Source organism: Ningiella ruwaisensis, from assembly GCF_004798935.1.
Classification (GTDB): domain Bacteria; phylum Pseudomonadota; class Gammaproteobacteria; order Enterobacterales; family Alteromonadaceae; genus Glaciecola; species Glaciecola ruwaisensis.
In genome coordinates this window covers 548,626-573,341 of record NZ_RAHT01000001.1, presented here as the reverse complement: position 1 = coordinate 573,341, position 24,716 = coordinate 548,626, and the positions used below count along the sequence as shown (strand labels likewise).

At 47.7% G+C, this 24,716-nt stretch carries 22 protein-coding genes; 18 read left to right on the top strand and 4 right to left on the bottom strand.

Going from position 1 to position 24,716, the window contains the following annotated elements:
* The first annotated feature begins 6 nt into the window (after window positions 1-6).
* The 5 genes from D6V41_RS02455 to D6V41_RS02435 all read left to right on the top strand — a co-directional run bounded on the left by D6V41_RS02455 (window position 7) and on the right by D6V41_RS02435 (window position 7,074).
* The gene (locus tag D6V41_RS02455; protein ID WP_136249871.1) at window positions 7-1,746 is read left to right on the top strand and encodes an ATP-binding protein; all 1,740 of its coding nucleotides are present in this window, start codon (window positions 7-9) and stop codon (window positions 1,744-1,746) included.
* A 117-nt stretch (window positions 1,747-1,863) separates the two neighbouring features.
* A complete protein-coding gene (gene mobH, locus D6V41_RS02450) occupies window positions 1,864-4,014 on the top strand; it encodes a MobH family relaxase (RefSeq protein ID WP_136249870.1) in 2,151 nt (716 codons plus the stop codon).
* 47 nt (window positions 4,015-4,061) lie between these two features.
* Complete coding sequence (gene traD, locus D6V41_RS02445; protein ID WP_136249869.1) at window positions 4,062-5,882, top strand: conjugative transfer system coupling protein TraD; 1,821 nt, start codon at window positions 4,062-4,064, stop codon at window positions 5,880-5,882.
* 9 nt (window positions 5,883-5,891) lie between these two features.
* The gene (locus tag D6V41_RS02440; RefSeq protein ID WP_136249868.1) at window positions 5,892-6,452 is read left to right on the top strand and encodes a conjugative transfer protein; all 561 of its coding nucleotides are present in this window, start codon (window positions 5,892-5,894) and stop codon (window positions 6,450-6,452) included.
* Window positions 6,439-7,074 (top strand): IncC plasmid conjugative DNA transfer DtrJ family protein, encoded by a 636-nt coding sequence (locus D6V41_RS02435; protein WP_136249867.1) that lies wholly within the window; start codon window positions 6,439-6,441, stop codon window positions 7,072-7,074. Before D6V41_RS02440 ends, D6V41_RS02435 begins: the two co-directional genes overlap by 14 nt.
* 26 nt (window positions 7,075-7,100) lie before the next feature.
* On the opposite strand, the gene D6V41_RS02430 is transcribed toward D6V41_RS02435, so the two are convergent.
* Window positions 7,101-7,688, bottom strand: coding sequence for a plasmid-related protein (locus D6V41_RS02430; RefSeq protein WP_136249866.1), 588 nt, complete (start codon window positions 7,686-7,688; stop codon window positions 7,101-7,103).
* Window positions 7,689-7,976: 288 nt separating this feature from the next.
* On the opposite strand from D6V41_RS02430, the gene traL reads away from it, so the two are divergent.
* The 6 genes from traL to traA all read left to right on the top strand — a co-directional run bounded on the left by traL (window position 7,977) and on the right by traA (window position 12,083).
* Window positions 7,977-8,258, top strand: a complete 282-nt coding sequence (gene traL / locus D6V41_RS02420; RefSeq protein ID WP_000433891.1) for a type IV conjugative transfer system protein TraL — start codon at window positions 7,977-7,979, stop codon at window positions 8,256-8,258.
* Window positions 8,255-8,881 (top strand): TraE/TraK family type IV conjugative transfer system protein, encoded by a 627-nt coding sequence (locus D6V41_RS02415; protein WP_136249865.1) that lies wholly within the window; start codon window positions 8,255-8,257, stop codon window positions 8,879-8,881. Before traL ends, D6V41_RS02415 begins: the two co-directional genes overlap by 4 nt.
* On the top strand, window positions 8,865-9,761 hold the full coding sequence (locus D6V41_RS02410) for a TraK domain-containing protein (RefSeq protein ID WP_136250078.1): 897 nt from the start codon (window positions 8,865-8,867) through the stop codon (window positions 9,759-9,761). Before D6V41_RS02415 ends, D6V41_RS02410 begins: the two co-directional genes overlap by 17 nt.
* A 2-nt stretch (window positions 9,762-9,763) precedes the next feature.
* Window positions 9,764-11,053, top strand: a complete 1,290-nt coding sequence (locus tag D6V41_RS02405; RefSeq protein ID WP_136249864.1) for a TraB/VirB10 family protein — start codon at window positions 9,764-9,766, stop codon at window positions 11,051-11,053.
* Window positions 11,054-11,127: 74 nt separating this feature from the next.
* Window positions 11,128-11,700 (top strand): type IV conjugative transfer system lipoprotein TraV, encoded by a 573-nt coding sequence (traV, locus tag D6V41_RS02400; protein ID WP_168710938.1) that lies wholly within the window; start codon window positions 11,128-11,130, stop codon window positions 11,698-11,700.
* The gene (gene traA / locus D6V41_RS02395; RefSeq protein WP_136249862.1) at window positions 11,697-12,083 is read left to right on the top strand and encodes a TraA family conjugative transfer protein; all 387 of its coding nucleotides are present in this window, start codon (window positions 11,697-11,699) and stop codon (window positions 12,081-12,083) included. Before traV ends, traA begins: the two co-directional genes overlap by 4 nt.
* Window positions 12,084-12,123: 40 nt before the next feature.
* Here the strand turns inward: traA and D6V41_RS02390 are convergent, their stop codons facing one another.
* From D6V41_RS02390 to D6V41_RS02380, 3 genes are all read right to left on the bottom strand, one after another.
* Window positions 12,124-12,630 carry a GNAT family N-acetyltransferase gene (locus D6V41_RS02390; protein ID WP_055464769.1) on the bottom strand — a complete coding sequence of 169 codons (507 nt, stop codon included), beginning with the start codon at window positions 12,628-12,630 and terminating at the stop codon, window positions 12,124-12,126.
* Window positions 12,621-12,887, bottom strand: a complete 267-nt coding sequence (locus tag D6V41_RS02385) for a type II toxin-antitoxin system TacA family antitoxin (RefSeq protein WP_000212004.1) — start codon at window positions 12,885-12,887, stop codon at window positions 12,621-12,623. Before D6V41_RS02385 ends, D6V41_RS02390 begins: the two co-directional genes overlap by 10 nt.
* 569 nt (window positions 12,888-13,456) lie before the next feature.
* The gene (locus D6V41_RS02380) at window positions 13,457-14,395 is read right to left on the bottom strand and encodes an Abi family protein (protein WP_168710937.1); all 939 of its coding nucleotides are present in this window, start codon (window positions 14,393-14,395) and stop codon (window positions 13,457-13,459) included.
* A gap of 341 nt (window positions 14,396-14,736) precedes the next feature.
* On the opposite strand from D6V41_RS02380, the gene D6V41_RS02375 reads away from it, so the two are divergent.
* The 7 genes from D6V41_RS02375 to traN are packed head-to-tail and all read left to right on the top strand — an operon-like array spanning window position 14,737 to window position 24,506.
* Complete coding sequence (locus D6V41_RS02375; RefSeq protein WP_001228924.1) at window positions 14,737-15,429, top strand: DsbC family protein; 693 nt, start codon at window positions 14,737-14,739, stop codon at window positions 15,427-15,429.
* Entirely contained in the window at window positions 15,429-17,828 is a 2,400-nt protein-coding gene (traC, locus tag D6V41_RS02370; protein ID WP_024008831.1) for a type IV secretion system protein TraC, read from the top strand. The genes D6V41_RS02375 and traC overlap by 1 nt, the downstream gene beginning before the upstream one ends.
* On the top strand, window positions 17,821-18,168 hold the full coding sequence (locus D6V41_RS02365; protein ID WP_001044650.1) for a hypothetical protein: 348 nt from the start codon (window positions 17,821-17,823) through the stop codon (window positions 18,166-18,168). Before traC ends, D6V41_RS02365 begins: the two co-directional genes overlap by 8 nt.
* Entirely contained in the window at window positions 18,152-18,664 is a 513-nt protein-coding gene (locus D6V41_RS02360; RefSeq protein WP_025574398.1) for a S26 family signal peptidase, read from the top strand. The genes D6V41_RS02365 and D6V41_RS02360 overlap by 17 nt, the downstream gene beginning before the upstream one ends.
* 7 nt (window positions 18,665-18,671) lie before the next feature.
* The gene (locus D6V41_RS02355; protein WP_479680814.1) at window positions 18,672-19,799 is read left to right on the top strand and encodes a TrbC family F-type conjugative pilus assembly protein; all 1,128 of its coding nucleotides are present in this window, start codon (window positions 18,672-18,674) and stop codon (window positions 19,797-19,799) included.
* Window positions 19,783-20,811, top strand: a complete 1,029-nt coding sequence (locus D6V41_RS02350) for a TraU family protein (RefSeq protein ID WP_052921260.1) — start codon at window positions 19,783-19,785, stop codon at window positions 20,809-20,811. Before D6V41_RS02355 ends, D6V41_RS02350 begins: the two co-directional genes overlap by 17 nt.
* Window positions 20,812-20,813: 2 nt before the next feature.
* Window positions 20,814-24,506, top strand: a complete 3,693-nt coding sequence (traN, locus tag D6V41_RS02345; protein ID WP_136249860.1) for a conjugal transfer protein TraN — start codon at window positions 20,814-20,816, stop codon at window positions 24,504-24,506.
* The last annotated feature ends 210 nt before the right edge of the window (window positions 24,507-24,716 follow it).

Below are 24,716 nucleotides of genomic sequence, written 5' to 3'. Positions count from 1 at the left end.
CTATTCATGGAGCGGAAAAAGTGGTTTTCCCCGTACGATCCAACAAGACGGATTGGTAGCGTCATTAGCGTATCTGCAACCGAGCTTATCATTAACTTATCTAAAGCGGGATCTGGTGAGCCTAGTTGGTCATTCGGAAATCGAATAGCCGCTGGAGAAGTAAATGAATTTGTATTCATCGACATAGGTGAAACAGCGATACTTGGGCGCTTAGTGAAAGTGTGGATTGAGGGTGGTGAGAGATTAAGTGTTGACGGTTTGGCTGATAAACCATCTGAAAATCATCCAATTGGACTTGTTCAATTATTGGTGAGTTTGAACCCAGCTAATGGTCGTAACTACAAAGGAATTAAGCAGCATCCGAGATTAGGTAGCCAAATATATTCAGCTCACCCGTATCTGGTATCAATAATCGCTGAAGGTAAACAAGATGAAGAGCCAGGCCAAATTCATTTACCGTTAGCTTCACTTCCGCATGATGAATCCGTAACTGTTCACGTTACCCCAGAAAAATTATTTTCACGCCATTGCGCTATTTTAGGAGCAACAGGTGGCGGGAAAAGTTACTCGATGACAAACATCATAGAGCAAGTGATTAAGGCTGGAGGCAAAGCAATTATTATTGACCCGACGGGGGAATATGAGTCACTTGGCTGTGACAGTTACTATGTTGGGAATCATGCAAAAGCAACTCCATTGAATCAGTTAACTTTTCCACATTGGCAGTTTACAGACTCAGATATTAGAGCCTTTTTAAGGCCTTCAGCACAAAGCCAAGCGCCTAAACTGGAGGCTGCTATCGAGAGTCAGAAAATAGTTTGGCAATTTTGGCAGCAACAAAATCATGGCCTTGATATCAATGCAAATTACCTTTTGAACAAATCTGGCCAAGCAAAGGCTCCTTACGAAGCTGCTCTATTGTCTATGAATAGCTCTATCCAGACAGCCCCATGGATGTTTAAATACATTGCTGACCAAATTGTAAACGAGTGTGTGTGGCCAAATGGCGGTAATGCTAGTAATCCTAACCCAACTATTTGGGGCGGTAGAGCTGATAATGATGTTGGCCACTGTTTAAACCTGATAGCTCGGATTAAAGCCTATTCAAACAACCCAAATTTAAAATGGATGATTGACCCGGATGATAAATTAAAGACATTACCTAATCTTATTGATGATTTCTGTTCGCCAATAAGTAGCAATAATGTGCTGAGATTAGATCTTTCTGAAGTTCCATTTGAAGCAAACTCAAGAGAAATACTTGTTAATGCCATTGGTAGAAAATTGTTATCCGTAGCCAGGCAAGGCGCAATAAATCATGGTGCACCTCTATTAGTATTTATTGATGAAGCTCATCAATTTCTCAATAAGCGAATTGGTGAAGAAACGAACAGGTTTGAGTTGGATGCCTTTGGGAATATTGCTAAAGAAGGTAGAAAGTATGGTTTAAATACCATCATTGCTACTCAGCGACCACGTGACATTCCTGAAGATGTTTTAAGTCAGATTGGTACACTTATTGTGCATAGGTTGACCAATCAGCTGGACCAAGAAATTGTAAAAAAGGCTGTTGGCGCTATTGATCAACGTTCAGCATCTTTTCTCCCTGTCTTGGGTCAAGGAGAAGCGTTGTTGTTAGGAGTCGATTTCCCATTTCCTATGACTGTGAAAATGAAACGTCCTGCAAATGCGCCAACTTCGAAAAGCGCTGGCTTTTCTAAAAGTTGGAAACCTTTGCAAAATTAGTTTCAATTAAGACAAAACTGCTTCGCCACTTCCTAGTCAAATAGGTGCGGTTCTTTTACATCTAATTCACCGCCGGTGAGTTTATGAACCTTCACACTATCGTGTCGGAGGTTCACTATGTTCAAAAACCTATTTTTTCAAGCCAAAGCATTACCAGAGCTGTCATCTCAACTGGATACAGACATTCCACGCTACCCGCCATTCCTAAAGGGGTTGCCAGCTGCGTCACCCGAGGATTTGCAGTCCACACAAGACGAGCTAATAGCCAAACTGCGCCAGGTACTTGGCTTTAATCAGCGTGATTTTCAAAGGCTAATTCAGCCCTGCATTGATCATCTGGCTGCTTATGTCCACTTGCTGCCAGCTTCTGAGCATCATCATCACAGTGGCGCTGGTGGTTTATTACGTCACTCGTTGGAAGTTGCTTTCTGGGCGGCACAAGCTGCTGAAGGGATCATATTTGTTGCCAGTGGCACACCGGTTGAGAAAAAAGAGCTAGAGCCAAGGTGGCGTGTTGCAGCGGCTCTTGGCGGTTTGTTCCATGATATTGGTAAGCCCGTTTCAGACTTGTCCATCACGGATGAAGATGGACGCTATCAGTGGAACCCTTTTTTAGAAACCTTATCCCAGTGGACCAGTAACAACAGCATTGAACGCTATTTCATTCGCTGGCGCGACGGACGGTGCAAGCGGCACGAGCAATTTTCAATTCTGGTGTTAAACCGGGTGATGACACCTGAGTTGCTCGCCTGGTTAACCCAGCCGGGCCCTGAAATTTTGCAAGCCATGCTGGAGGCAATTGGCAATACCGATCCCGAGCATGTCCTGTCTAAATTGGTTATTGAAGCTGACCAAACCAGTGTACAGAGAGATCTTAAAGCTCAACGAATTTCCATTGACGACAATGCCCTTGGTGTCCCAGTCGAACGCTATCTACTTGATGCCATGAGGCGATTGCTTGCCAGTTCCCAGTGGTTAGTCAATCAGCGAGACGCCAGAGTCTGGGTACGAAAATCGAATCAATCAACCAATCTTTACCTGGTCTGGAAAAGCGCGGCTAAGGACATCATTGAGCTGTTGGCCAAAGACAAGATACCTGGCATCCCAAGAGATCCCGATACCCTTGCGGACATCCTCATTGAGCGAGGATTGGCCACTAAATTCGCCTCAAATGAGCGATACGAAAGCCTTGCCCCTGAAGAGCTGATCAAAGACGACAAGCCAATCTGGCTACCCATGCTGCATATATCTGAGGCCGATTTATTGTTCAGCTCGAATGTACCAAGTAGCGTGAGACTGTTTAGCAAATCTGAGTGGGAATCAACACAGCAAACACAAGCAGAGCCACAGAGTCGCTCCAGTGAGCATTCAGACTTGCCTGAAGCGTCATCATCAATCGAACACGGCAATTCGTCTGAGTCGCCATCGACAAAACCGTCCGAACAAGATGATGAAATTCGTCTTGCCAGTGATGTTAATCACCTTCAGGCAACTGAATATGCTCCAGGTGATGAATGCGAAAAGCTTAACAATTCATATGATGGCGCTATCTCAAATAACGTAAACCAGCACGATGCAGAGGCATTGAATCTGCCTGAATCTTTGGCGTGGCTCCCAGAGGCCAGTAGTGCGTTGGTTATGGTTGATGAACAGATACTGATCCGCTATCCCGATGCCGTAAGACATTGGTGTGCTCCCCGAAAACTGCTTGCTGAACTCAGTCGATTAGATTGGCTTGAACTAGATCCGGCAAACCCGACGCGTAAAGCCAGAACTGTGACTACAAATGATGGAGTTCAGGAGCAAGGGTTACTGCTGAAACTATCGATTTCTAAAGGGCTTACTGTACTGATAGACCTTTCCAATCAAGACACAGAGCCGGCGGCAGCAATTCAGAACGAAGAAGCTTCACCGCGACCGAGTCGAACTGAGACAACCAATGCCCAAGCAAAAGAACCCGCCACAAGAACGGAGCGAAAGCAAAAGCCGATTGCGGCCAATGCGAACTCAAGTACCGACCCCAAACACGCGCAGCGGCAACAGATGGTTAATTTTGTGAAAGATTTGCCCATCTTACTGACCGATGGTGATTACCCAGACGTGGATCATAGTGCCGATGGTATTCGCGTCACGATTCAAACCTTACGCCAAGTCGCCAATGAGCATGGTATTCCAGCCGGACAGCTGCTTCGGGGGATCTCGGCCAGTGACCAATGCCAGTTTGATGAGGGGGAAACGGTTCTGTTTACCGCTCACGCTAAGCGTTAATCCATTTGAAATTAAGCGATTGCAAACGGTTATTTTGCGGAGAATGAATGAAAGAAAACGCATATGAGATGCCCTGGCGCACGAACTATGAAGCCATGGCAGCAGCTGGTTGGCTGGTTGGAGCCACTGGGGCGATTGCCGCAGAAATGCTGACAGAGCTACCACCTGAGCCATTTTGGTGGATGACAGTGATTTCCTCGGGCATGGCGTTGTATCGCCTGCCTGAGGCTTATCGTCTTCATAAGTTACAGAAGGGATTAAAAGGCAAACCTTTGGCTTTTATGGAGCTGTCGCATTTGCAAAAAGTGATGGCAAAACATCCTGATGAATTGTGGTTAGGATATGGCTTTGAGTGGGATCAACGTCATGCTCAACGCGCTTATGAAATATTAAAGCGGGATAAGCAAACCTTGCTTAACCAAGGTCACGGCAAACAAATGGGTTCGACCTGGATTCATGGTGTTGAGCCCAAAGAAGAAGATGTGTACCAGCCAGTTGGTCACACTGAGGGGCACACCTTAATTGTCGGCACGACCGGTGCCGGGAAAACCCGATGCTTTGATGCGATGATCACTCAGGCCATTTTGCGTAATGAAGCCGTGATTATTATTGACCCTAAGGGAGACAAGGAACTTAAGGATAATGCACAGCGAGCCTGTATTGCCGCCGGTAGTCCTGAGCGCTTTGTGTATTTTCATCCGGGTTTTCCAGAGCATTCAGTACGTCTTAATCCCCTGAGAAACTTTAACCGGGGTACTGAAATTGCCAGCCGAATTGCGGCATTAATCCCCTCTGAAACCGGTGCTGATCCATTTAAAGCCTTTGGCCAAATGGCACTGAATAACATAGTGCAAGGTTTGTTGCTTACGTCACAACGTCCTGATCTGAAAACACTGAGGCGTTTTTTGGAAGGTGGCCCAGAAGGCTTGGTAGTAAAAGCCGTCACAGCCTGGGGGGAGCAGGTGTATCCCAATTTTAGTGTGGAGATCAAGCGCTTTACCGAAAAGGCCAATACCTTGGCTAAACAAGCCATGGCGATGCTACTTTTCTACTACGAACGCATTCAGCCCGTTGCCGCCAATACTGATTTGGAGGGCCTTTTGAGTATGTTTGAGCATGACAGAACCCACTATTCAAAGATGGTGGCCTCATTGATGCCGGTGCTCAATATGCTCACATCAAGTGAACTAGGTCCATTGCTATCACCGATTGCAAACGATGTGGATGACAGCCGGTTAATTACGGATTCTGGCCGTATTATCAACAATGCCCAAGTGGCGTATATCGGCTTGGATTCATTGACCGACGCCATGGTTGGCAGCGCCATTGGTTCGTTGCTTTTATCCGATCTCACCGCCGTGGCCGGTGACCGCTATAACTATGGTGTTGAAAATCGTCCCGTAAATATCTTCATCGATGAGGCGGCTGAAGTCGTCAACGATCCCTTCATTCAACTGCTCAACAAAGGCCGTGGCGCAAAAATGCGTTGTGTGATTGCTACTCAGACCTTTGCTGACTTTGCAGCTCGAACAGGCAGTGAAGCTAAGGCTCGCCAGGTGTTAGGTAACATCAATAACTTGATAGCCCTTCGGGTGATGGATGCCGAAACGCAGCAGTACATTACCGACAATCTGCCTAAGACTCGGTTGCAGTACATCATGCAAACTCAAGGTATGTCGTCCAACTCGGACAGCCCCGCGTTGTTTACCGGCAATCATGGCGAGCGCTTGATGGAGGAAGAAGGCGATATGTTTCCACCGCAGTTATTAGGCCAGCTTCCCAACCTGGAGTACATCGCCAAGCTTTCAGGTGGCCGCGTGATCAAAGGCCGCATTCCTATTTTAACCAGCTCTACACAGGCAGCATAAGGAGTCTGTATGCATCATTCTGTCTGTCTGAAAATGACAACACTTACCAGTAAAGAAATGCTCGCTCAGTGGCAGCAACATAACCCTCAGTTCAAGGAAGCTTTAAGACTGCTTGAAACCGACTGGCCTCATGCTCTGGCTTCAGTACACTGTTTGGCGGACTATTTAACGGATGCGCTCACGTTAGATGGCCATTCCATCTTTGATTTGTGTCTGTGCAATGGCTTGGGTAGTTATGAAGAAGTCAGTTGTGATGATGACAGTGTTCGCCTTTGGCATTTCATTGAGGCACTGACCTGGACTGCCGCCAGTGCTTTAACGGGGATTCGGCTGCGTGATCCTGACCATTTCGAGTGGGCCGCCGTGGATGGTGTGTATTTCCACACCTGGATTCGTAATCGTCCAAATCGGATGGCGTATTTGGCTGAAGGACGCATCGACGTGCGTTATGAAAGTGGTCACACGACGACAAAGCGGCTTCAACAAGTGATTAAAGCCCGGATTATGACGCCGACCGTTGCAGCCATGCTGGCCCGAGTAGAAGAGGATGTTTGGCATGAGCAAGCATAAGTCGGTTTGGCTACTGTGTCTGGCACTGATGCTGGAGATTATTGCCATTGGCGTGTTAGTGCCCGGTGATTGGACTGGCCGGGTCATTAGTAAAGAGAAGCAGATGATCCAAAATCAATTGGGCGCTCAAACAAGCTATTGGATTGGTCAAACTAGCCATCGCTGGTATCAGTCATGGATTGTGGATACACAGATGGAGCAATCTGTGCGTGATTTTCTAATCCCCACTGAAGAACAACGACTTCGTTCTAAAGGGATGGAGAACATGGGAGGCTTTTGGTTCGTCTGGGTAGAAGACCGTATTCAGTCATTTTTTGATGTGTTGTACCAAGTGTTCACTCGATTTGCTTTGCTGATGGTCTGGTTGCCCTTTGCGCTTATTCTCATGTTACCAGCGTTGTGGGATGGCTTAATGACCTGGAAGATTAAGAAGACAACCTTTGATTTTTCGAGCCCTATCATTTACCGCTACAGCATGATTATCCTGGGCTCAGGTGTCATTTTGCTGTTTATGGGATTGTTTGCCCCGCTGGCCATTCCTCCAGTGGTGTTACCGTCGATGATCATCGGTTTAGCATTGATGGCGGGATTAGCGTTAAGTCACTTGCAGAAGAAGATATGAGGCCAGTTAGACCTCATCTTGTAGAGCTAAAACCTTACGCCTACGGTATTACCGTTCTCGTCTTCAGCAGGCAAATGGTAAGTATCAATAAGGTGACCTTGAAGCCAAATATATTGAGGCATCCAAAATGAGTACTGTCGTATAAGAGCCAATACTTCTTTCATCGGTTTGTTTGCATGAGGTTCGGCAAGACGGAAGTACATGAATGAGCAATCATCTCGAAAATACTCATGAAGCTCTGAATCCGATAGCGTTTCTTTTAGCGGCCTGTTTTGTTCGTCGTCCTCATCAGGGGAATTGGCATAAATTTCGAATAGCTGCTTTTCAGTGAGCATCTCCAAGAAGTGGTCTTCAATTAAAATTCCATCACTGGTATCGACATCCATACCATCTTTGACATCAAAAGCCATGACACATCCTGAAGATAACGCCACTTCTGATGGCTTCAGTAAGTCATTAGCTTGTACAACTTGATGCCAATGATTAAAACCAACAGAGATTGCAATTTCATCGAGTGCTTGAGTGTGTGGAATAGATTTTTCACGTTTAAGCTTTCGTGCTTTTTGCTTTAAACGTTCAACCGTGGCAGAGGAAATGATTTTAGTAATTTGCATTGAGTTTCTCCTATTAGCGAATACGGTGCCCACTGCCGAGGTCGCAGAAAAAACCTAAGCAAAAAATAAATTTGATATGCATGTCGTCCCGTCCGGGTTTGCTAAAGTGGGCAGCTGGTCTCGACACGACCAATATCCTCATCATATCAACCGCATCAAAAAGATCAATTGTTAGTATTGTCTGAGTAGAACCCTCAAAACCTTCAAAAATTCGGCATCTAGCTGACCACCGAACCTGCCAATCCCAAGGCATTCTTCACTTCTCAATTCAAACAACGAGGAGTGACTATGGAACCTGTGAGTATTCCGTCCTATATCGATGATCCGCCGCACTTCCTGCTTTGGAGTGCCGATGAGATGGCTCCCATTCTGTTGGGGCTAGTGATCGGCATTTTTACCGGTAATGCCTTGGTTTTATGCCTGTTGGGGTTGGTGACAACCAAGCTCTATCGGCGTTTTCGTGATGGTCGCCCAGATGGTTTTATTCTTCACGCCATCTACTGGGCCGGACTGTTGCCAACCAAAGCCAAGACGATCCCTAACCCATTTATCAGGAGCTATCTGCCGTGAAGTTCGACGTGTTTTTAAAATCATGGCAAGGCACGCAATTAGAGAACCGATGGCAGCGGTTCCTGATTGCAGTGCTGGTGCTATCTAATTTGCTGCTTGCGGTAGCGGCATTTTCTCGCAATACCGTGGTGGCCATTCAACCACCAACCTTGTCTGAAACGGCTGAAGTGTCACGAAACCAAGCCACTCAACCTTACCTGGAGTCCTGGGGGCTCTATCTGGCTGAGCTTATGGGCAACGTGACGCCGGGTAATGTGTCTTTTATCCGGGTTGCTATCGAGCCGCTACTTTCACCTGCGGTGTACCAGCAAGTGGTCGATGCACTGGAGATTCAGGCAAGACAGATCCGTGAAGACCGAGTCACGCTCAAATTCCAACCCAGACAAGTGGAGTATGAGTATGAAACCGGCCATGTCTTTGTGACCGGTTATTCCTTGGTCTCTGGACCATCTGGAGATGAACAGCGCCAAACTCGCACTTATGAGTTTGACATCGATATTGAGCAATACCGTCCAAAGCTCAGTTGGATGGATACGTATGAGGGGCAAGCTAGAACGAAGCGAGATCGTGAAAAGTTGACCCAAGAGCAAAACCGGAGGGTGAATGATGCGAACCAAAATTAGTCGATGGATGACACCAAGCTTAATCGCAATCAGCTTGTGTGGAGTTCTGTTATCTCAAGCGTCGTATGCAGATGTGGAATTGCCAATTGTGCCAGCCAGTGTGATGAAACAGTCTGCTACTGCACATCCACCGGTTCAAAGCAATACGGTTGCAGCGGATACGCCAACAACGCTACTGATGACACCGGGGGTTAATGAACTGATCCCTGTAGCACTTGGTCATCTGAATCGAATTGTGACGCCGTTTGAATCGCCTCAGGTGAGAACAACCAGTGATGCTCAGACGCAAATTAAGGGGAATGTTGTATATGTGGCCACGGACAAAGAATCACCGGTTTCACTCTACATCACTCCGCCTGGTCAGGAAGCGCCTGCATTATCTGTCACTTTAGTACCTCGTCGTATTCCACCGCGTGAAATTACCTTAGCTATTGATGGTCAGCAGTGGCCTATCAAGGGCGTCGTGAACCGAAAAGCCGCCACTTGGGAAACGGCTCAGCCATACGTCGATAGCTTACGTGATTTACTCAGAAGCCTTGCACTAAATGAGTTACCACAAGGCTATGACATCCGTTTAGCTGGCCAAACTGACACAAGCCCGAAATGTTTTCAGCCTGGCTTAAAGTTTGGTTTTAAGCAGGGGCAAATTGTGACGGGACATTACTTCACCGTCTATGTAGGACTGGTTGAAAGCTTTGCCGATGAGCCGATAGAAGCCAGTGAAATAGCCTGTCATACACCAGATATAGTGGCAAGCGCCTACTGGCCTCGCAATATCTTGTTGCCGGGTGAAAAGACTGAGTTGTATGTGGTTGTTCGCAATCATCGTGAAGAAGCGGTGGAAAGTCAGCGACCTTCGCTTCTTGTGGGAGGTGAATAACGATGAAAGCACAATGGGAACAAATGAGCCCGAACATGAAGCGGGGCCTATCGGTTGCCGGTATTGCTGGTGGTCTCATCCTTATGGTGATGGTGTTTTCACCTAATCCTGACGATGGCTCAAGCAGTCGGAACCGACAGGAAACGATCCGGCATATTCTTACGGATACCAATACTCGTGATGTTGGGGTCGATAGTTTGGCTGCGAACGTAAAACTACTCAGTGAGCGCAATGAACAGTTACGTCGTGAAGTTGAGCGCTTGCGTCGTGACGTCGATTCAGGACGGCTAAGCCCAGGTTCGCCTTCAATACCAAGTGAGGTTAATGCGGAGTTGGCTCGGCTTAGAGCGGAGCTTGATGATGTTCGCGCTGGAGGTGATTCAGTAGCTGAAGGCACAAATAGCCGTTTTGAAGTGCCTTTATCTGCCATGGAATTGCCTAAAGAAGAAAAGCCACTGCCGTCTAACCCAGACGACTATTTTGCCAATGCGCCGCTGCCTGATCCGCTCTATCAGCAGCCAGCCAATGGCCAAGGTACACGAGCACGAGATGTTCCATTGCCGCCAATCACGATTCGTATGATTGAGCCTGAAGTGGTTGCTGAACCAGAAGTTGTAGTGCAAGAAGCGCCGCCTTTGTATTTACCGGCGGGCAGCATCATCTCAGGTACTTTGATCACGGGTTTGGATGCTCCTACTCACGAGTCTGCAAGACGTGAACCTTTTCCTGCATTGCTGAGGATTCAAAAGGAAGCCATTTTACCCAACCGATTTAGAGCGGATATCAAAGAGTGTTTCTTGATCGCCGCAGGTTACGGTGATTTGAGCTCTGAGCGTGCTTATTTGCGAGGCGAGACCATTTCATGTGTGAGAGAAGATGGTGGCGTCATTGAAACGCGACTGGATTCTTATGCCGTGGGTGAAGACGGCAAAGCAGGTATTCGTGGCCGATTGGTGTCGAAACAAGGCCAGCTGGTGGCCAAATCAATGATGGCCGGATTCCTTCAGGGCTTGGCAGGCGCATTTGATGTAAATCCTGTACCGACGATTCAGACGGGTAATGCCGGTGATACTCAGTTGTACCAGCAAGTCATGAGCCAAGAAGCATTACAAGGCGCTGCGATTAAAGGCACTGGTAAAGCATTGGATCGAGTGGCCAAGTTCTATTTGGACATGGCTGAAAATATGTTCCCAGTCATAGAGGTAGACGCTGCAAGGAAAATTGAAGTCATCGTCACTCGTGGGGCCTCATTGTCATTGGCCACTTCACAAGGGGTAGGTGCAAGAAGATGAAAAAATCCTGCATGTTGCTAACCGATCGAAGTCCGTTTCAGACAATAAGATGTGTATCCAGAGGAGAGTTAACCATGACGACATCAATGCAGAACAACCCAAAGCACCAGTCAAAACAGTGGTCTAAAGCTGGATTACTTTTATTGGCAGTCGGCTCAACCTTATTGTCTGGCTGTAGTTCATTGGGTCTTGGGAGTAGTGAATATGGATGCCCAGGTATGCCTGACGGTGTGCGCTGTTTATCCGCTCGTGAAGTCTATGAGCTTACCAGTAATGGCGCTGCACCCAAGACGATTGATGCTGTGGCGACTCGAATTGGTTCTCCCTCTGGGTATTCACAATCTGATTTAGAGACAGGACTGCTGAGCCATCCAGCATTACCTGAGACGCAGCAATCTGCACCTCTTCGCATTCCTTCAAGGGTGATGCGAATTTGGATTGCGCCTTGGGAGGATGACCGTGGAGATCTGAATTTATCCAGCTACGTGTTTACCGAAATTGAACCGCGCCGGTGGGATATTGGGGGGTCAGCACCTCGAACGGTTTCGCCAGTGCTACGTCCACTTCAGACTCAAAGCGATTCAGCCTCAGCGGGAGCTGATGGTAAGCGCGATAACTTGAGTATCTACGGAGAAACTAACGAATGACAAATGCAGTTCGCACCATTCAAACTCAGCGCCTAATGACCATTGGAGCGCTTGGTTTAATGGCGTTAATGATTTCGGAGCCCTCATTTGCGGGCACCGGTGGTGATGCTTTCACTGATGTGTGGGATACCCTAAAAGATTGGACCCAAGGTACTTTGGGACGGATCGTAGCGGGAGCCATGGTTCTGGTGGGTATTGTGGGCGGTATCGCTCGCCAAAGCTTGATGGCTTTTGCCTTGGGCATTGGTGGCGGTATGGGTCTCTACAATACGCCAACCGTCGTTGAAAGTGTTATGTCTGCAACCTTACCTGTTGTTGCTAGCACTCCAGAAGTCATTGGCACAACAGTTCCAGCAATCAGCGCCGTTTTACTGGGCACCTGATAATATAGACGGCTTCTCTTGTGCAAGGGGAGCCGTCATCTCAGTCTATCGACAATGATTTTTCGATATCGCAGATCCTTGCCATGAGTACTAAAGGATCAAACGTCGATTCTTTGAAGCCAAATTTCTTGTAGAACGTTTGCGCACTACCATCAATAGCATGGACTAAGATTCCTGCTCCACCGACAGCGTTCATTGCTTGTACTGAGCGAATGATACAATCTTTTAAAAGACCGGCTGCAATGCCTTGACCTTGATGGGCTTTATCTACTCCAAGCCTGGCTAGAATCACCATGGGAATGGGATCTGGACTATTTCTTCTTAATGAACTGAAAGCTTGCTCTCTGGAAACTGATCCCATGGCAATGGCATAGTACCCAATCACTTGATGGACTTCAGTGTCATTGACCACATACACTCTCGCGGTTCCCCGCTTTTGACTCTTTAACGCCTGCTTTCTTAACCAAGTATCGAGTTCTTCGATGCCACATTGAAAGGCGTTAATCTCGTGATCAGCAGTGAGTAGGGTTGGTGCACTTATTCCCAAGGCGCTTTCCTTTTAAACAGATCTTTCATACCTTCAAGAGTCTGTGGCTCCGCACGAAGTTCGTTATCAAACGCTTCAAAAGCCTTTGCTTCTAGAACAAAATCCCGCTGTTCTGCCAGTATACTATGCGCTTCATTGAGCGCTGCTTGCTGAATGAATACGGTTCTATCGACTTTCTTTAAACTTGCTGCGGCATCGATGATGTCTCTTACCGATGGCAGTACTCGCATGTTGATTGGGGCTGTCTTTGTAGCCATGACACCATCCTCCGTATATCTACTTAATACACAGTTTAAACGGTTTTGGCGTGTAGTCAATAGATACACGCGGTGTTGTTCTTGGAACTTTGAGAGTTGGTTAGTTGTATTTCGACGGTATGTAACTATTTTTGGTTTAAACCATTGTGAAATTTAACACCTAGAGTATGAAAAAATAGACTTAAGTAAACCAGGGGTCTAGCAGGGAGGAACCTTTCAACTTTCAGAATGATAGCTATACCTTTACTAATAATGCGTAACAACAAGTGGCACCCTAGCAAGGCACCCAATTCTTCAATCTATCTAACCGAGTCCACATAGGTGTAAAAAAAACGGGCTCAGCTAAACCGGTTGGCTAGCAACGGCGTTTCTATCATCGCTTGTCGGCGATAAAAGTGTTATGTCTGCAACCTTACCTGTTGTTGCCAGCACTCAAGAAGTCATTGGCACAACAGTTCCAGCAATCAGCGCTGTTTTACTGGGCACCTGATAAACTCAAAATATGCCTTTAAAAGGTTTGGGTCTACAAAGTCACTGCTTTGTGGGCCTTATTTTTTATCAGGATTGGCTTATTTGATCAGTCTTGGTGGGTAAATCTGTTTAACTTCAAGCACAATGCTCCTCCCTTTATGTACGCCTTTAGGTGATGTTGTTAGTTCATAAAGCCCAGAGACGGAACCATTTTCTTTATGGCGTTTTGAAAGTTCATGTTTCAACTTGTTGACTTTTAGTTTTGTTGGATTTGTTCCCTGAAAATGGCTCAATGCCTCAAGAGAACATAGTTGTCTTATGTGATCTATGATGCCCATACCAACAATAAAATCATACCGTTCAAAGCTCATCCACTTTAAACTCTCTGCAATCAGATCAATGTATTCGTTTAAGCGAATGATGCTTTCTTCCGGGGTCGTAGGACCTAAGCGAATAATATTTCCACCACCGTCAACAGTATCACGTATTTTCCAGATGGGTTCATAGTGGCCAACCCTGTTTCTAAAGTCCTTTATAAATTTAAATCGATGATGTAATGCAGTCCTTGTTGCGTTCGTGCTTTTTGCATTTGGGAATACTTGTGGAATCAATGTCGGCCAAAGTTTGGTATTTTTCACTGGGTCATCGTAGTTCTGCGTAAGTAAATTAACCCAAAAGCCAAAGCTCAAAGATGCTACAACGGTATCTGAAGAAGGTCTGGGAGTAATTGGTGTTTTACGATCTTTTTTCAGGTATTGCTTCTCAGCCTCTTTTTTCGCAGAGGGGAATTTCTTCATTAGAAACCATTCTTTGTTTCCACTGAAATGGCCGGATGCAGCTGAATGAATTGAATTTCGTAAAGTAATTTCAGTCGCCTGAAGAAGGGGGTAAAATGCTGTTGATAAGGACTTATTCCAAAGATACGTTCCAAGAGCTTCAGCATCATTTTGACAGCTGAAGTATCTGCGGTAGGTGTCCAATCGGGACTTCGAAAGCGTTACCTCTAGTGCGTTGATGAACGCTTGATCTACTTGCAAATCTTTATCTCCAATCCTATACTGTGTCTGTAAGTCCTAGATACACCCCCTCCGAGCATCGGCTCGTGATATGGCTCTAGGGCAGAATCTGACTAGAAATTGCTTTAAAATCATAGGTTTTTTGGCGAAATCTAGAAGAATTTGAAGAGGCTGCTGAAAGGCGGCCTTTTTCATTTCTGCTCGTTATAAGCTGTACACTGTTTATTCCTCCTAATTCTAACAGTTATTTCCAAATAGTTAAGCACCCTAGCAAGGCATCCAATTCTTCAATCTATCTAACCGAGTCCACATAGGACAACTGCATAGACTGGAGCCTCGATTTACATTAACGAGGACTCCTCATGCGAAAACTATCTCCAATCATTCTGGCGCTTGCGCTGTCTCCTTTGGTTCAAGCTGAACCTGTGTCTGAAGTGTCGCCCGTTGGCAAAATTGATGGCATGGTTTCTTTACCTGTCACGGGTATGAAAGCGGTCGAAAGCAATGGCCGTATTGTTTTCATGTCAGACAGTGGCCGGTTCGTCATTGATGGCACGCTCTATGATGCCTGGTCGAAAAAGCCGCTTACCAGCCTTGAAGAAATTCGTGAAGCGGGGAACACGCTGGACTTAAGTCGTCTTGGCTTAAAAATGGATGATTTGAACCCACTTACGCTGGGCGAAGGCAAAAAGAAAGTGGTGGTCTTTGTTGACCCACGATGCCCGCACTGCCATGAGCTTTTGAAACAAGCTTTACCGCTAACCAAAGAATACACCTTCCAAATACTCCCTGTGCCAGTACTTGGTCCTGATTCAGAGCGTCAGGTTCGCCAGCTTGGCTGTGCGCGTGACAAGAAAGCGGCCACCGATGCATTGCTGAATGGCCGGATTGGTAACCTAGAACAGGATGATGCCTGCAACTTAGAACCAATGCAGCGTACCTTGGTGACAGCTCAAATCCTGGGCATTCAAGGTGTGCCTTTCATCGTCGCCAATGATGGTCGCATCAGCCGAGGCCGTCCTTATGATCTTTCTGCTTGGTTGGAGGGGCGTTAATGAAAGCCTCTCTGTATTCAGGGCAACGCGCTTCAGAGCTGTTGCCAGTCTTGGCCTATTCAGACGATGAGCAACTGTTTTTCATGGAAGACCAGAGTGTTGGCTTTGGTTTTCTATGTGACCCATTGCCCGGTGGTGATGAGTCTGTTGCAGACAGGGTTAATGTTCTTCTCAACAACGACTGGCCAAAAGACACTTTGCTGCAATTTGGCCTGTACGCCTCGCCTGATATTCAAACCGACCTTCAACGCATGATGGGCTTACGGCATCGTCAATCCGATCCATTGCTTAGGGCGTCGATACGCAAACGTGCGGATTTCCTCGATGGGGGCACGGTTCAACCGATAGAAGAATCGACCCAGACTCAGGTACGCAACTTTCAACTGATCGTCACCTGCAAATTGCCTTTGGAAAGTCCTATACCGACCGAGCGTGAGTTAAGTCGAGCATCCGCGCTTCGTGCTTCTTTCTCGCAGGCGCTGGCAACGGTTGGTTTTCGCGTTACTGAGATGACTGACCGGAACTGGCTCGCGGCATTAAGTGCGCAGCTTAACTGGGGAAAAGATGCTTCTTGGCGCAATCCATCACCAATCCGCAGTGAGGCAGATAAACCACTTCGAGAGCAAGTGTTGGATTATGACCGAGCTATCAAGGTGGATAGCCAAGGTCTGATGCTGGGTGATTACCGAGTTAAAACCTTATCGTTTAAGCGCTTGCCTGAGCGGATCTGGTTTGGTCATGCCGCAAGTTTTGCGGGCGATATGATGACGGGCAGTCGCGGTTTACGCGGAAGCTTTTTGCTGAATGTCACCATTCACTTTCCTTCAGCTGAGGCGATGCGATCTCGTTTAGAGACGAAGCGTCAATGGGCGGTCAATCAGGCCTATGGCCCGATGCTCAAGTTTGTGCCGGTGCTTGCAGCCAAGAAAAAGGGATTTGATGTTCTTTTTGAAGCCTTGCAAGAAGGTGATCGTCCTATTCGGGCAAACATGACCTTAACGCTGTTTTCACCAACAGAAGAAGCGTCGATCAGCTCTGTTTCAAATGCCCGAACTTACTTCAAAGAACTCGGATTTGAGCTGATGGAAGACAAGTACTTTTGTTTGCCCATTTTTCTGAATGCCTTGCCATTTGGCGCTGACCGCCAGGCGATGAATGACTTGTTTCGATTCAAGACCATGGCGACACGGCATGTGATCCCTCTGTTGCCTTTGTTTGCGGATTGGAAAGGCACGGGCACGCCAGTGATTAACTTTGTTTCCCGTAATGGCCAGATCATGAGTGTGTCCCTTTATGACTCGGGCAGTAATTACAACTGTTGCATCGCGGCGCAATCGGGGTCGGGCAAGTCATTCCTGGTGAATGAAATCATCTCCTCCTACTTATCAGAAGGCGGGCAATGCTGGGTGATTGATGTTGGCCGCTCCTATGAAAAGCTGTGTGAAGTTTATGACGGAGAGTTCTTACAGTTCGGGCGGGACAGTGGCATTTGCTTAAATCCGTTTGAAATCGTTGAGGACTATGACGAAGAAGCGGATGTACTGGTTGGATTATTGGCCGCAATGGCCGCGCCTACGCAGTCATTAACTGATTTTCAGATGGCCAACCTAAAGCGTCAGACCCGTGAACTGTGGGAGAAAAAAGGTCGTGCCATGTTGGTTGATGATGTGGCAGAGGCCTTAAAAAATCATGAAGACCGTCGTGTGCAAGACGTGGGTGAGCAGCTCTATCCGTTTACGACACAGGGCGAATATGGCCGCTTCTTTAATGGCCACAACAATATTCGCTTCAAAAACCGTTTCACCGTTCTGGAGTTAGAAGAGCTCAAGGGGCGCAAGCACCTGCAACAAGTGGTGTTGCTTCAGCTTATCTACCAAATCCAACAAGAGATGTATTTAGGTGAGCGGGATCGTCGCAAGATTGTGTTCATCGACGAAGCCTGGGATCTGCTGACTCAAGGTGATGTCGGTAAGTTCATCGAAACCGGTTACCGTAGATTTCGAAAATATGGCGGCAGTGCTGTAACGGTAACGCAGTCGGTCAACGATTTGTATGACAGCCCTACAGGTAAAGCCATCGCTGAAAACTCGGCCAATATGTACCTGCTTGGCCAAAAAGCTGAAACCATCAACGCGCTCAAAAAAGAAGGCCGTTTGCCATTAGGTGAAGGCGGCTACGAATACCTAAAAACGGTTCATACCGTCACGGGTGTCTATTCCGAAATTTTCTTTATTACCGAAATGGGCACCGGGATTGGCCGCCTCATCGTCGATCCGTTTCACAAGCTGTTGTACTCGTCCCGTGCAGAAGATGTAAACGCGATTAAGCAGTTAACGCGCAAAGGCCTTTCTGTTGCTGATGCCATCTCCCAGTTGTTAAAGGAGCGAGGCTATGAATAAGACCACGCTTTGGCCATTTATGGCTTCTATTACTTTGTCTATTGCTGGTAGCGGTTTAATGACCAGCTGGCTCTTAATGAAAACACTCGAACCTATCCACAGCCAGTTGGCGTTAAGTACGCCCATTGCAGTCGTGGATTTTGGGGAGGCGGTGTTGTCACTGGGCCCCAATGCCAGCGAACAAGACATCGAATCCAGGTTGCTTCAGACCAATCAGCAAATTGAAAAGCTAAAAGCAGCCGGTTTTATCGTGCTGGATGCCCAAGCGGTGGTGGGTGCTGATGATTCTGTATTTGTGCCAGTAGGCTCAAAGGAGGTGTCTCATGCAGATACTCCGTAAAAGAATGCCTTGGCGGCCATATCTCATTCGGTTGACCGTTCTTGCGTTAATCATGGCCTTGGTAGGCACCTACGCCATGATGCGCTACCGAATAGGTATTGATACCCAGCAAGAGCGCTGCCTGCCTGATACCACGGTGTACCTGATTGACCTATGGAATAAAGAGCCCGTTAAGGATGGTTTGTATGCCTTCCACTCAAAAGGACTCGCTCCGTTATATAACGACGGTACTCGTATGCTGAAACGCCTAACAGGGATGCCTGGGGATGAAGTCAATGTGACGCCTGAGCATGTGCTAGTGAACGGTGCTGAAGTCTCTACCGGCATGGCATTAGCCCAGCGTCTTGGTGTGGCTGAAACAGAATTTAGCCGTTCATTGACGCTGCAAGAAAACGAATATTGGTTTTCCGGCGAGGCTGCAACAAGTTTCGACTCCCGCTATTGGAATGCCGTTAAGCGCGAGCAGATTGTCGGTCGCGCTTGGCCGCTTTGGTAGGAGGTAGATGATGCAAAGACTATGTCTCTTATTTTTATTGGTTGCTCCATTGTCTTGGGTGCAAGTTTCCTGGGCACAAGAGCCTTTTCCGTTGTCTGACGAGGACAAAAAGATCGTCGAAATGAGCCGCAGCATTTTACAAAGTGCTGTGGATGGTTCATCTGAATTTATCGAGCCTTTTGCGCCGGTTGAACAACCTGTGTCGCTCAAACACAGCGATGAATGGTTGATATTTGCGTCGTCCTCATTGGGTGATTCGTCACTGAAGCAGCTATTTAAAGAGGCCAGTGCTACCGGCGCTATTGTGTTGTTTCGGGGCATTCCTGAAGGAAAGACTTTGGGGGCGGCTATCCGTGATTGGCATACCCTGATGGCGGGACTTGATCCTGTTCCTCAGGTTCGAATCGATCCGAAAGCCTTTGTGCACTGGCGGGTGACTAGCGTGCCTGCCATTTTCCGCATAGAAGATGACAAGGTGACTGCAAGTGCACTAGGGGTTTACAGCAAGGACTGGTTGCAGCGCCAAATTGAAACTGGCAATAGCGGTTCATTGGGTCAACGAGGTCCAATTCATTCGATTTTAGAACCGGATTTGATGCAAGTGGCGATGCAGCGTTTACAGTCGCTTGACCTGGGCGCGTTAAAGAAAAAAGCCATTGAGCGTTTCTGGTCTCGCCAAACATTTACTGACTTACCCAAAGCCACGCAGTATCGGATAAGAATGGTTGATCCAACCATCGTCATGCAGCGGCCACTATTGGATGCCAATGGCCGAACATTGATCCCAGCAGGAACGCGTATTAACCCGCTAAAAGCCTTGCCATTTACTCAGCAGCTCGTGGTGTTTAATGCGTCGAACGCTGAAGAAGTGGACGCAGTAGCGCATTGGCTTGAGACGCAAGATAGGACACTGCGCCGCATTACGCTTATCACCACGCAGCTCGACCGTGCCCAAGGCTGGAATCGCCTCAATGCGCTTGAAAAGACATTGGACAGTCCGGTTTACCTTCTCAATGCCTCGCTAAAGCAGCGCTTTGATTTGCAAGTCACCCCGTCGTTTGTTCAAGCAAAGGGGCTCGCGTTTGAAATAGAAGAAATTCCAGCAAAGGAGCTTGTTCATGAAAAAGCTCAATAATACGTATCGTCGGTTGCGTACTCTCGTTGTCATGCTTGTCCTGGGTGCATCTATTCCTGCTAAAGCCGAACTGACCTGCCCAGACGCGGGTTTATTATCGGGCAAGTTGCTGACGGATGTTTGCTGGTCATGCATTTTTCCTATCCGGGTTGCAGGGCTTCCTCTTGGCTCTGGCAATGTCCCAAGCGGCGCATCAAACAAGTCATTTTGCTTGTGTGAAGACAACTTAGGCGTGCCAAGGCCAGGTATTGTTACCAGCATGTGGGAGCCAGCGCGTCTGATTGAATTGGTCAGAACGCCGGGTTGTTCGCCTTCCCTGGGAGGGATCCGTTTACCGTTAGGTGATAGACGACTGCAAGGTGGTCATGGTGAAGGTGAATACGATACCGGCGATCTTGCGTTCTACCATTACCATTATTACGCCTTTCCGCTTTTGGTCATGCTCGATTTGTTCATGGATGGCAATTGCAATGCCGATGGTTACATGGACTTTGACTTGATGTATTTGTCGGAATTGGACCCAACATGGCTGAACGATGAACTGGCCTTTTTTACTCAGCCTGAAGCGGCTGCTGTTGCTAATCCATTGGCTATTTCGGCTTGTACCGCTGATGCTGCTTCATCAACGCTTGGTAAACCCATCGATCAGTTGTTTTGGTGTGCTGGCAGTTGGGGCCATCTCTACCCGTTATCTGGCCACACCTTAGCCTTTGGCTCATTAGCAGAAAACACTAGCCATTTAGCGGCGCGTGCAATCGCGGCTCAACACAGGCGTGGTCTTGCAAGGCGAACAATGGGGAACAGTGCGCTATGCCGACCTGTTATCGAACCCATGCTGCCGAAATCTCAATACAAGATGAGTATGTTCTTCCCAGTACCGGAAACTGAAAGTGCGCATGTCATCGGTGAAAGCACCATGAAATGGGGAGAGTGGCGAACGATCCCCGGTGCCGGAGAAGATGCGCTCTACATTTTGTGGCGCTGGCAAGACTGCTGTAACTCGGGAGGTTAACCATGAAACCAACACTTTTTACCCGAGTTTTAGCGGGTGTTTTATCAATCACTATGGCGTGCTTGCCCTTACATGGTGTGGCCGCTGATGTGCAGCGCCAATCCGGCTTAAGCGGACAACAAGAAGGTAAGCAATTGCTGCAAAACTGGACGATGCCCGCACTCAATGGCAATACATTGTCGGTGCCGAATGGCAGTGGTAATGAGACGATTAACTTGCAAGAGCTTTTCCCTGGTATGGATCAGGGCTCATTGGATGTCTTAACGGGCGTTTATGGCTCTGATGCCAGTATGAATCAATTGGGGACGCAGCGCCAAGAGAGCATGGCATCCGAAAGTGGCGCTACGGGTGAAGCATTTCGCTCGCTACAGCAAATCAAAGACAGGTCTCGGCCAGATATGGTCAATGATCCGCTTTGGGCATTAACTGACGCGGTTCAAACTGACCCCAATCTATTAACCCAAAGCTTCCCCGGCTGTGAGTCTCAAGGTGAAGGCAGCCCAAATTACCAGCAATGTGACAGGCTCAATACAGCGGTTAACAGCTGCACGATTACTCACGATTACACGGCAGGCATTATTGAGCATGTTTCAGGGCCGATGAACCTTCGCTCTTGTGGTGAGGGTTGTCTTGAGGTTTGGATAGGGCGAATTGGTGACAACTACTGGAGTGGCCGTTGTAAAGTATTTGAACAGGCCATCACACTCAAAGTCGTGAATCCCGATGCGATTACCTCTGCCGTTCTTGAGTACGCCAAATGGGATGACTACATGCAAGTGTGGCTTGGCGATCAGAAAGTCTGGTCTGGGCCGAACAATAACTTTCCACCAGAAACGGCAGGTCGCTGCGAGCTCAGTACCAGTTGGGAGCGCAATCCAAATACCGATCTCACTGCCAAGCTAAAAGCGGTAGAACCAGGTTTAGAAGTGCCGGTAAAAATTCGCGTATCGGTTACGGGTAGTGGTGAGGGGTATGCTCGCATCAAGGTGCGCTTTGATCCAACCAAGGTGGTGATGAATGATGGTTGGTCACCGCAATCCTGTATCGAACAAGCAGCGGATATACCGGCGAAGTTTTCAGATTATAGTATTCAATGCACGGATCAGCCTTCTTCAACCAACGGATGTACGGTGGTCAATGGTGTTTCAGTTTGTGAATCCTATTTTGCCCCAAGCCCTGTGGCTGGCATATCGCCTTTGTGTCGGCGTGTACAAGTGAGTGTGGATGACGAAAGCTATAAGGGAATTGAAAATCAGGCCTGCCAAGTGCTTGAAGCGAACCCTTCCTGTGGCTTCATGTCGTCAGAATGTGCCGAGACCAATGATAGAGGTGAATGCATTCGTTTTACCGATACTTATGACTGTGGATTACAAACCAGCGATCCAAAGTGCGTAGTATCCAATCTTATGCCGAGTAGTTTTGAGGCCTGTGAGCCTACTCAGACGATTACGCCATTTACTGAAACCAAGCATGTACCGGATTACCAGGTGTGCGAGAAGATCAGCACGCTTACTCAGTGTCAGTTAGAGCGACGTGTATCCGCTGAAACCCATCAACAAAGCTGGTCCATTGAGCGTGGTTGCTTTAGCTCCGAAACGCTCAGCTTTGTTCCACAGCACAACAGTACTATGCAAACTGGAAACGCGACGCTGAGGATTTTTGATAATCAAAATACTGAGATAAAAATTACCGAGTCGCCATCCAAGGCAAATGGTTGGAAAACGACACTCTCACTGACGGGCAATAAGGAAACGGTGACTGAGACGAAACCGTCCATTAAATACCCTGAAATGACGTGTCCAAAAGGAACCTTGGTTGGTTCATTGTGTAAAGTCGCCAATGGGTCGATTATTTCGTGGCATGAACCTCAGGAAGTTACTCGTTCCAGATGTGAATCCGGCTGGAACAAAGTCGATTTCGATACTTGCAGCCGAGAAGTTCAGAAGTGTTTGGCTCCTGCGAAACTGAGCGCTTCATTGACCTTCTCTGGCAAGTACTTAGAACAGGACGTTGTTCATCAATCAAGTGATCCGGGCATAGACCAATGCTTGATGCAAACGGATCAGTTTACTGCCGTGCAGTGGCAGTGTTTGGATACGGGCACAAAACGAATCGACGGGTTAACGGTTGGTAGTGGCGAGTTGGCCAATCTTGGGAGCCTTTATCCAGCGGTTGTTTCGTCTCCTGTTCATTTAACCAGTCGCGGCAGCTCTGATGGACTGGGACTCTCATGCTGGAGGGCAAGAGCAACCTACAATGCTTCGACTGCTCATCCAGAGTTCAACATGGGCAGCTCAGATAGCTGGGTAGATGCCAATGGTAATACACAAACCATCGTTAATAACGGACAAAACACGACCACCAATACGTGTGCCGCGCTGGAGCAAAACCTGGCCTGCCAGTACGTCAGAACCGAATGCACTGAAGGCGGGGCTGGTCATGAAGGCTTCTGCTATATCCAAAGTTTGGTGTATGACTGCGGACAAAGCGTTGAAGTGCAAAATGCACGAATGGAAACTCAATACAACTGTGAGGGGCCAGTTCGCTGTATGGGCACAGATTGTTTAGAGCCAGAGTCAATCAAGCAGGCTAACTTTGCAGAAGCCGCAGCGATGCTTAATGCGGCGCAGTTTATGACCAATGATATGTCATGTACGGGAGCTGATGGCCAAGATAACGTCGAGTGTACGGTCTTTAAAGGTAATGCTGGCCAGTGCAAAAAAGCCGTTGGTGGCATAGTGGATTGCTGTGAAAAGCCAAGTGGCGTGTCGTTATCGGATTACATCACGATGATAGTGGCGGTTAACAAGCTTGATACGGCAGTCATGGCCATGAATCCGTCTTCGGCAATCTATGGTTCGTGGAATACGCTCAGGGAACCAATCACCAGTACCTGGAGTGCGGTTAAAGAGCCTTTTGTGTCTGCATGGGACTCTCTCATGGGGGCTGGGCCATCAACGGCTGCTGGCGCGGGAGCGGAGCAAGCTGCGACTGGCTTTATGCAGGTGTTGACCAACAAAACGGCTGAGTGGGTAGGCTCTACGTTTGGTTCGGGGGCGCAATCGGCACTGTTTAGTAACGTTGGTGGTGCGGTTGGAGCCGATGGTGTCGTTTCGGGTGGTAACTTTGCCCTGGGGGGCGCTGCGGGCGCGGTTCTGAGTACGGTTATGACGGCCTACATGATTTATTCAGTCACTATGATCCTCATTCAGCTTATCTGGAAATGTGAGCAGAGCGAGTTTGAAATGAACGCCAAGCGGGTATTGAAGAGTTGCCACTATGTAGGCTCTTACTGCAAGTCTAAGTTCTTAGGTGCCTGTGTTGAAAAACGGCAGTCATATTGCTGCTTTACTTCGCCGCTTTCACGGATCATTCAGGAACAAGTACGTCCGCAATTGGGCCTTGGCTGGGGCAGTGCCAAGTCACCAAACTGTGAAGGTTTAACCGCGAGTCAGTTAAACCAGGTGGATTGGAGCCAAGTCAATCTGGATGAATGGATAGGTATCTTATCGATAACAGGCAACCTACCCGAAGTACCGCCACTGGATCTGGAAAGACTCACTGGCTCAGGAAGTACCCTAAACGTTGATGGAAACCGTCAAAGTACCGCAGACAGAGCCATTGAACGGCTAAACGGAATGGATGCCCAGAAACTGCGTCAGGAGGCGACAGAAGAAATTTCGGGGAATAATTAAAAGAAGTTGCTTCATCAGTATTAATGGAACCAGTACTGATGAAGAAATAGAAGTGTTTGATTCATCATTCTTCCGAAGTTTACTAAATAGCTTGATCGATTAGCATAAGCTTGAGTTTTAGGGAAGCTGCGAATAGGTCCTGCGATTTAGGTATCGAGCGAAGCTTTGAGCTGACCGCCTAACTTTTGAACACCAAATTTCCAATTCTCC

Excerpts from the sequence above, each read along its gene's own strand:
- D6V41_RS02455 (WP_136249871.1), top strand. The coding sequence starts at position 7 with ATGGAGCGGAAAAAGTGGTTTTCCCCGTACGATCCAACAAGACGGATT.
- mobH (WP_136249870.1), top strand. The coding sequence starts at position 1,864 with ATGTTCAAAAACCTATTTTTTCAAGCCAAAGCATTACCAGAGCTGTCA.
- traD (WP_136249869.1), top strand. The coding sequence starts at position 4,062 with ATGAAAGAAAACGCATATGAGATGCCCTGGCGCACGAACTATGAAGCC.
- D6V41_RS02440 (WP_136249868.1), top strand. The coding sequence starts at position 5,892 with ATGCATCATTCTGTCTGTCTGAAAATGACAACACTTACCAGTAAAGAA.
- D6V41_RS02435 (WP_136249867.1), top strand. The coding sequence starts at position 6,439 with ATGAGCAAGCATAAGTCGGTTTGGCTACTGTGTCTGGCACTGATGCTG.
- D6V41_RS02430 (WP_136249866.1), bottom strand. The coding sequence starts at position 7,688 with ATGCAAATTACTAAAATCATTTCCTCTGCCACGGTTGAACGTTTAAAG.
- traL (WP_000433891.1), top strand. The coding sequence starts at position 7,977 with ATGGAACCTGTGAGTATTCCGTCCTATATCGATGATCCGCCGCACTTC.
- D6V41_RS02410 (WP_136250078.1), top strand. The coding sequence starts at position 8,865 with ATGCGAACCAAAATTAGTCGATGGATGACACCAAGCTTAATCGCAATC.
- D6V41_RS02405 (WP_136249864.1), top strand. The coding sequence starts at position 9,764 with ATGAAAGCACAATGGGAACAAATGAGCCCGAACATGAAGCGGGGCCTA.
- traV (WP_168710938.1), top strand. The coding sequence starts at position 11,128 with ATGACGACATCAATGCAGAACAACCCAAAGCACCAGTCAAAACAGTGG.
- traA (WP_136249862.1), top strand. The coding sequence starts at position 11,697 with ATGACAAATGCAGTTCGCACCATTCAAACTCAGCGCCTAATGACCATT.
- D6V41_RS02385 (WP_000212004.1), bottom strand. The coding sequence starts at position 12,887 with ATGGCTACAAAGACAGCCCCAATCAACATGCGAGTACTGCCATCGGTA.
- D6V41_RS02375 (WP_001228924.1), top strand. The coding sequence starts at position 14,737 with ATGCGAAAACTATCTCCAATCATTCTGGCGCTTGCGCTGTCTCCTTTG.
- traC (WP_024008831.1), top strand. The coding sequence starts at position 15,429 with ATGAAAGCCTCTCTGTATTCAGGGCAACGCGCTTCAGAGCTGTTGCCA.
- D6V41_RS02365 (WP_001044650.1), top strand. The coding sequence starts at position 17,821 with ATGAATAAGACCACGCTTTGGCCATTTATGGCTTCTATTACTTTGTCT.
- D6V41_RS02360 (WP_025574398.1), top strand. The coding sequence starts at position 18,152 with ATGCAGATACTCCGTAAAAGAATGCCTTGGCGGCCATATCTCATTCGG.
- D6V41_RS02355 (WP_479680814.1), top strand. The coding sequence starts at position 18,672 with ATGATGCAAAGACTATGTCTCTTATTTTTATTGGTTGCTCCATTGTCT.
- D6V41_RS02350 (WP_052921260.1), top strand. The coding sequence starts at position 19,783 with ATGAAAAAGCTCAATAATACGTATCGTCGGTTGCGTACTCTCGTTGTC.
- traN (WP_136249860.1), top strand. The coding sequence starts at position 20,814 with ATGAAACCAACACTTTTTACCCGAGTTTTAGCGGGTGTTTTATCAATC.